Consider the following 5,386-nt stretch of genomic DNA (forward strand, 5'->3'; position numbering starts at 1 on the left):
AGCGAGGGGACGACCAGCGTGTCGCCCGCGTCGAGGAACGCGTGGCACGCCTTCAGCTCGGGACGGAGCGCGTCCTTCCCGGACTTCTTGTCCGCGAAGATCTTCCGGCACCCGGTGGCGATGAGCGCGTCGAGCTGCCGCTCCAGTTTCTGCCCGCCGGTAGACACCCGGGCGTACCCGATTTTGATCTCGGTGCGCACGAGCGGCTCGGCGACGAGCGCGTCCGCGTCGTGCGCTGGGGTTTTTTGACAGCTGCCCGGATCGGCAGCGGGGTGGGGGGCTTTGACGGAAGGTCTCGCGCGCCGGGCAGCAGATTCTGGAAGTCCGTGCCCAATCCCCTTGCGCAATGGTCAAGAATCGTTGACCATTGCTCGCATGCCTACCGACGATCTACCCGAGACGTTTCACGTCACCACTGACGAGCAGCTGCGCGCCGTCTCCAATCTCACGCGCCACCGGATCATGGCCGTGCTCCGCTTCGAGCCCGCGACGATCACGCAGATCGCCGAGCGGGTGGGCCTTGCGAAGGGGAGTTCCAGCTATCACGTGCGGCTGCTGGAGCGGGCCGGCCTGGTGAAGGTGGTACGGACACGGAAGGTGCGGGGGGTCACCGAGCGGTACTACGCGATGGCCGCGCGGACGATCTCGCTGCCGGATCCGGGCGAAGGAGGGCCGGATGTGCTGATGCGGCATGCGGTGGCGGACCTGGAGGCGTCGCCGGTGGATGGCGAGCGGCACGTGCGGATGGCGCATCTGCGGCTCACCGAGGAGCAGTTCGCGGAGCTGGGGGCGCGGCTGCAGGCGCTGGCGGACGAGTACCGGGAGCTGTCCGATCCGTCGCTGCCGGATGCGTCACTCGTCTTCGCACTGTTCCACCCGGCACCGCGCGGGCAGGCCGAGAGGGGTGCCAAGTGACCTCAGATGTTCGGAAGTTGCCGACCGGGTTCGGACGGCTGTGGACTGCGCAGACAGTGTCCTCGCTCGGTGACGGGGTGTCGCATGCCGCGATGCCGCTGCTCGCGTTGACGTTGACGCGGGATCCGATGGCGCTCGCCGTCGTCACGGCCGCCGGGACGCTGCCGTGGCTGCTCTTCGGGGTGCTCGGCGGTGCGCTGGTGGATCGCTGGGACCGTCGGCGCACGATGTGGGTCGCGGACGCGGCGCGTGCGGTGCTGCTCGCGATACCGGCGGCAGCGGCCGCGCTCGACGTGCTGAGCATTCCGCTGCTCGCGGCCGTCGCCTTCCTGCTCGGCGTCGGCGGGCTGTTCTTCGATACGGCCGCCACGGCCTACCTGCCGGATCTGCTCCGCCGCGACCCCTCGCTCCTGGAGCGCGCCAACTCCCGCCTGCGCGGTGCCCAGACCGCCATGTCCGGTTTCGCGGGGCCGCCTGCGGGCAGTGCGCTGCTCGCGCTCGGGCGGGCGGTTCCGCTGCTCGCCGACGCGGTGTCGTTCCTGTTCTCCGCCGTGCTCGTCCGTACGCTGCCCGCCATGCCCCGGCCTGTGCCGGAGGTCCGCGAGTCGCTGCTTCGGCAAGCGCGGGCCGGGGCCTCGTACGTCTTCCGGGACCGGGTGCTGCTCGGGCTGGCGCTCCGCCCGGCGGTCGGGAACGTCGCCTTCCTCGCTGTGGAGACCGTCCTCGCCCTCTTCGCGCACGACCGCCTGGGCATCGACACCTACGGCTTCGGTCTGCTCCTCACAGCGGAGGCCACCGGCGGCCTGCTCGGTGCAGGCATCGCCTCCTACCTTGGCCGACGACTCGGCACCGGCACCGCACTGACCTGCACAGCCGCCGTCGAAGGGCTCGCCATCCTGGGCCTGGCCGCCGCCCCGAACCCGTACGTCGCCGGCCTCGCGCTCGCCGTATGCGGCGCGGGCATGGGCGCCACGATGGTTCTCGCGCCCTCCCTCCGACAGGCGATCGTCCCCGCCCACCTGATGGGCCGGGTCGCCTCCACCTCCCGCATGCTGGCGATGTGCGCCGCCCCCATCGGGGCCTTCCTCGGCGGCTGGCTGGCCACCGCCTACGACATCCGCGCCCCGCTCTACGCCGCCGCCGGCCTCCTCCTGACGATGACAGCCGTCACGGCATCCATGACCAGCAACCGCCGGGCCGAAGCGGCGCTGCGTGCCGCCGCCCTGGCCGGCGGTCCGGATCACCCGGCATCCAAGGATCCTGCCCAGGAGAGTGCACGTACGGTCTGACCAGCGGCGGCGCCCACTGCTGAAGCCGGTCACCGCCGCCAGGCCCCGCCAACCTTCCGGATGGCGGGGCTTCGGTATGGCGGACTCTTGCACTCCGGCACGACCGCACGGACCACCGACCACCGTCGGCCTACGGTCCGTCAGCCAGCCGCCCACCTCGTTCAGCCCATGGCAGGGGGCTTGCAGGGTCCTACGGGGCGATGGGGCCGTTCTTCTTGTCCGGGTGCGCGGACAGGACATACCCGGTGGCAGAGATGTTGGACAGGCCGAAGAGCTCCATCAGCCGGACGGGGTCGGCGCTGTGGCGTGGAGCTCGCCCCAGGCCCAGGGATCAGCCTCTCCGACGCGGACCGCCAAGAGGCACGGCGCGCAGACGCCGGCCCGCGTCACCGGCACCGTCCAGGCGCAACGGCGGCACGGAGCCTGGCTCCACCCATCCCGGCCCGAGGCAACGCGGATCCACGCCTCCGCGCACCTGGGGCACGTGGCGCTCCCGTTCACCGCTCCCCAGCCCGCGCACGTCCCCGAGGAACCGTTCGATCAGACAAGTGGCGTCGGCCGCGGCCGGCGGCTGCTGTTCGATGACGTGCCCGAGGGCAAGGTGGGCAAGAACCGCCTGCACCTCGACGTCCACAGCGAGCCCGGCGGCCTCGGCAAGCTGGTGGCCCTACTGGAAGAACTGGGGGCAACCCGCGTCCGCGAGGTCGACAAGGGGCCGCCTGCCGGGCACTGGTGGATCATGCAGGACCCGGAAGGCAACCAGTTCTTCGCAGCGTAGGTCTAGTAGGCGGCGTCCGGCGGATCATGTGACTGTCGGATTGCCGGCTCGTCGTTGCCGGCATAAGGACCACCGCGGCGATCCGCTTGTGGCTCTGCCTATGACTCGCCGGCCAGAACTTGAGCGGCCTTGGTGGCGTTGCCGAGGATCTTGGTCGGGGTGATGCGGACGACCACTCGGACCTCTTCCGGCGGGGCCTCCAGGTACTCCTCGCCGCCGCCCGGGCCAAGGTATTCCTCGGCGATGCGGACGGCCACCGCGCGGTCGGCGTCCTCGGTGACGGTGGCCGTGCCGCGGATCTCGACGTACAGGTACGGGTTGGCGGGGTCGAAGACCGTCAGGCCGACGCGTGGGTCGCGGAGTATGTTCCGCTCTTTGCGCCGGCCCTGTTCGGTGGAGATCAGCAGCTCACCGCCGTCACGGCTCACCCAGACCACCGAACTCTGCGGGCCGCCGTCGGGATTGAGGGTGGACAAGACGGCCGGGTGCGGGACGTCGAGCAGGCTGCGTACGGCGTCGTTCATTTCAATGGGCATGCCGAGGAGGCTAATCGGGCTCTCTGGTGCGGCGCACCGGAATACATTCCCATCGTGCGAGAGCGCACGGGTGGGGCCCTGGGATCAACCCTGCCCGCGCCCAGACCGGTGACCCGAGCACGAGGCTCGGACCCTGACACCAGTCAGTCATGTTGCCGGGTGAGGATGCATTGCAGACCTTGGTCGGGGTCACCGACGAAGGTCCACAGCTTCAGTGCGGCACCGTCCTGCACGGCCCCGCAGCTGTAGCTCACGTCCTGGCCCTCGAACCACACCTCGACAGTGGACTGACGGTTGCGGGCACTCTCCTCCCACGTGCCCGTTCCCGACGTGGGTTCGTTCCTGGTCGCGCCCTCCTCGTCGCCGCAGAGGTCGCGGCCGGTGAACGTGCCGTCCGGCTCCAGTTGCAGCGTGCCGCCCTCGGCATCGATCCACGTGACCGCTTCGGAGGACCGTGGGAGTTCGATCGGCTCGCCGTCGGGGGGCGGCATGGAGAACAGCCTGCCGCAGCGACGAGGGCGAACGCCACGGGAACGAGGGCCATATTCATCAACCTGCGGGTTCTCAACCCAGAGCACGAGCACTGGCACTGGCACTGGCGGCACGAGGTAGAGGCAGCCCTCATCTACGCCCGCGGGAACATGGACGAGGACCGCATCGCGCAGCTTGAGAAGCTAGGCATGGTCTGGTCGCACTTCGACATCGCGTGGCAGCAGAGCCTGGCCTCCGCGCGCGGCTGGGCCAAGGAGAAAAGGCACGATCGTGGCGCGGACCGTGGCCGTGCCGCCTGCGCGGTCTCGGGCGTGGCGTGCGAGCAGCCGCAGGCCGGACCAGAAATCGAGGGCCAGGTCCTCGTCCAGGATCGGGCTGGCGGTGCTGTTCGGGTCGATCTGGCCCCGGCAGTGCGAGGGCATCCACCGGCCTGGGGGTTCTCGTCGCCGCTGCCGCTGAGGCGAGCCGACCTGGGCCGGCCCGCCTCAGCGGATCGGGGCGATGCCCGGCGGCTCGATCAGAAGTGCGGGTCGAGCAGCGAGCCGAAGGTGTACGTGCCCTCCGACTGGGTGAAACTCGGGTCCAGGAGGAACGCCATCTCCGAATCGGGCTTGTCCAGGATGGAGTACTGCTCGTAGTAGCCGCCGTGGGGGCGGATGCAGTCGATCCACCAGTAGGTGCCCTCGGCCAGGTAGATGTCGCGGGTCGGCGTGCGGCTGGCCCCCAAGATCTGCGTCCACGTGTAGGTACCGCTGGCCAGGTACATGCTCCTTGTCGTGCACGCTTGCTCCTGGCCCGACACCGGTTTGCCGTCCAGCCACACACTGCGCGTGTTGTACGCCGTGTCCGCCGCGCTCGCGGGCGCCCCCGCCAACGTCACGACCGCCGTCGCCGCAGCCGCCACAGCCGCCACCTTGCCGAACATTCCAGACATGCAATGCCTCCCGTTGATGAATGGTTGCCCATCGGCACTCACACCATGAGCAGCCGATGGTCGCCCTGCTCAGACAGGACCATCGGCCTGATCAACTCACGCTGTGGCGCTGTCTTCAGCGGAGAATGTAGGCCAGAGCAACGCGCGGCGGTGTTCATCGCGCGCTGCGTTTGTGTGCTCTGCGTGCTGTGGGGCGGCCAGGGAGAACGCACGGTGCTCGGCAGGCGCGATCCGTACGTTTCGCAGAACGCCCGGCTGAACCCGGTGGCGCTGGAGAAGCCCAGCGGGCCGTGATCGTCTGAACGGCCGACCGCCGAGTTCCCCGGACGCGAGGTCGGCGTGCGCGCGTTCCAGCCGGGTGCGGCGGATGCGTACCGAGACGGTCAGGAGCTGGTCGGCTGCGTAGGCGAGAACCAGAAACGGATGTCAGTCGGTTTCGGCA

8 protein-coding genes are annotated in these 5,386 nt (G+C 69.8%); 4 read left to right on the forward strand and 4 right to left on the reverse strand.

Translation table 11 applies throughout. The features are described from left to right. Window positions 1–200 (reverse strand): recombinase family protein (locus tag VIU94_RS20310; RefSeq protein WP_349258575.1); only part of this gene is annotated, 200 nt, incomplete at its 3' end. A gap of 175 nt (window positions 201–375) precedes the next feature. On the opposite strand from VIU94_RS20310, the gene VIU94_RS20315 reads away from it, so the two are divergent. The 3 genes from VIU94_RS20315 (at window position 376) to VIU94_RS20325 (ending at window position 2,982) form a co-directional block, all read left to right on the forward strand. Beyond that, the gene (locus tag VIU94_RS20315) at window positions 376–915 is read left to right on the forward strand and encodes an ArsR/SmtB family transcription factor (RefSeq protein WP_331913256.1); all 540 of its coding nucleotides are present in this window, start codon (window positions 376–378) and stop codon (window positions 913–915) included. Next, window positions 912–2,204, forward strand: coding sequence for an MFS transporter (locus VIU94_RS20320; RefSeq protein WP_331913257.1), 1,293 nt, complete (start codon window positions 912–914; stop codon window positions 2,202–2,204). Before VIU94_RS20315 ends, VIU94_RS20320 begins: the two co-directional genes overlap by 4 nt. A gap of 484 nt (window positions 2,205–2,688) precedes the next feature. Continuing rightward, window positions 2,689–2,982, forward strand: coding sequence for a VOC family protein (locus tag VIU94_RS20325; RefSeq protein ID WP_414720979.1), 294 nt, complete (start codon window positions 2,689–2,691; stop codon window positions 2,980–2,982). Between the two features lie 98 nt (window positions 2,983–3,080). Here the strand turns inward: VIU94_RS20325 and VIU94_RS20330 are convergent, their stop codons facing one another. The 3 genes from VIU94_RS20330 to VIU94_RS20340 all read right to left on the reverse strand — a co-directional run bounded on the left by VIU94_RS20330 (window position 3,081) and on the right by VIU94_RS20340 (window position 4,944). Then, a complete protein-coding gene (locus VIU94_RS20330; RefSeq protein ID WP_331913258.1) occupies window positions 3,081–3,518 on the reverse strand; it encodes a PPOX class F420-dependent oxidoreductase in 438 nt (145 codons plus the stop codon). A 143-nt stretch (window positions 3,519–3,661) separates the two neighbouring features. After that, window positions 3,662–4,009 (reverse strand): hypothetical protein, encoded by a 348-nt coding sequence (locus VIU94_RS20335; protein WP_331913259.1) that lies wholly within the window; start codon window positions 4,007–4,009, stop codon window positions 3,662–3,664. Between the two features lie 518 nt (window positions 4,010–4,527). Further along, complete coding sequence (locus VIU94_RS20340) at window positions 4,528–4,944, reverse strand: hypothetical protein (RefSeq protein ID WP_331913260.1); 417 nt, start codon at window positions 4,942–4,944, stop codon at window positions 4,528–4,530. A gap of 45 nt (window positions 4,945–4,989) precedes the next feature. Between VIU94_RS20340 and VIU94_RS20345 the strand changes: the two genes are divergently transcribed. Next, on the forward strand, window positions 4,990–5,238 hold the full coding sequence (locus tag VIU94_RS20345) for a hypothetical protein (RefSeq protein WP_331913261.1): 249 nt from the start codon (window positions 4,990–4,992) through the stop codon (window positions 5,236–5,238). The last annotated feature ends 148 nt before the right edge of the window (window positions 5,239–5,386 follow it).

It is taken from the genome of Streptomyces sp. (assembly GCF_036566765.1).
Classification (GTDB): domain Bacteria; phylum Actinomycetota; class Actinomycetes; order Streptomycetales; family Streptomycetaceae; genus Streptomyces.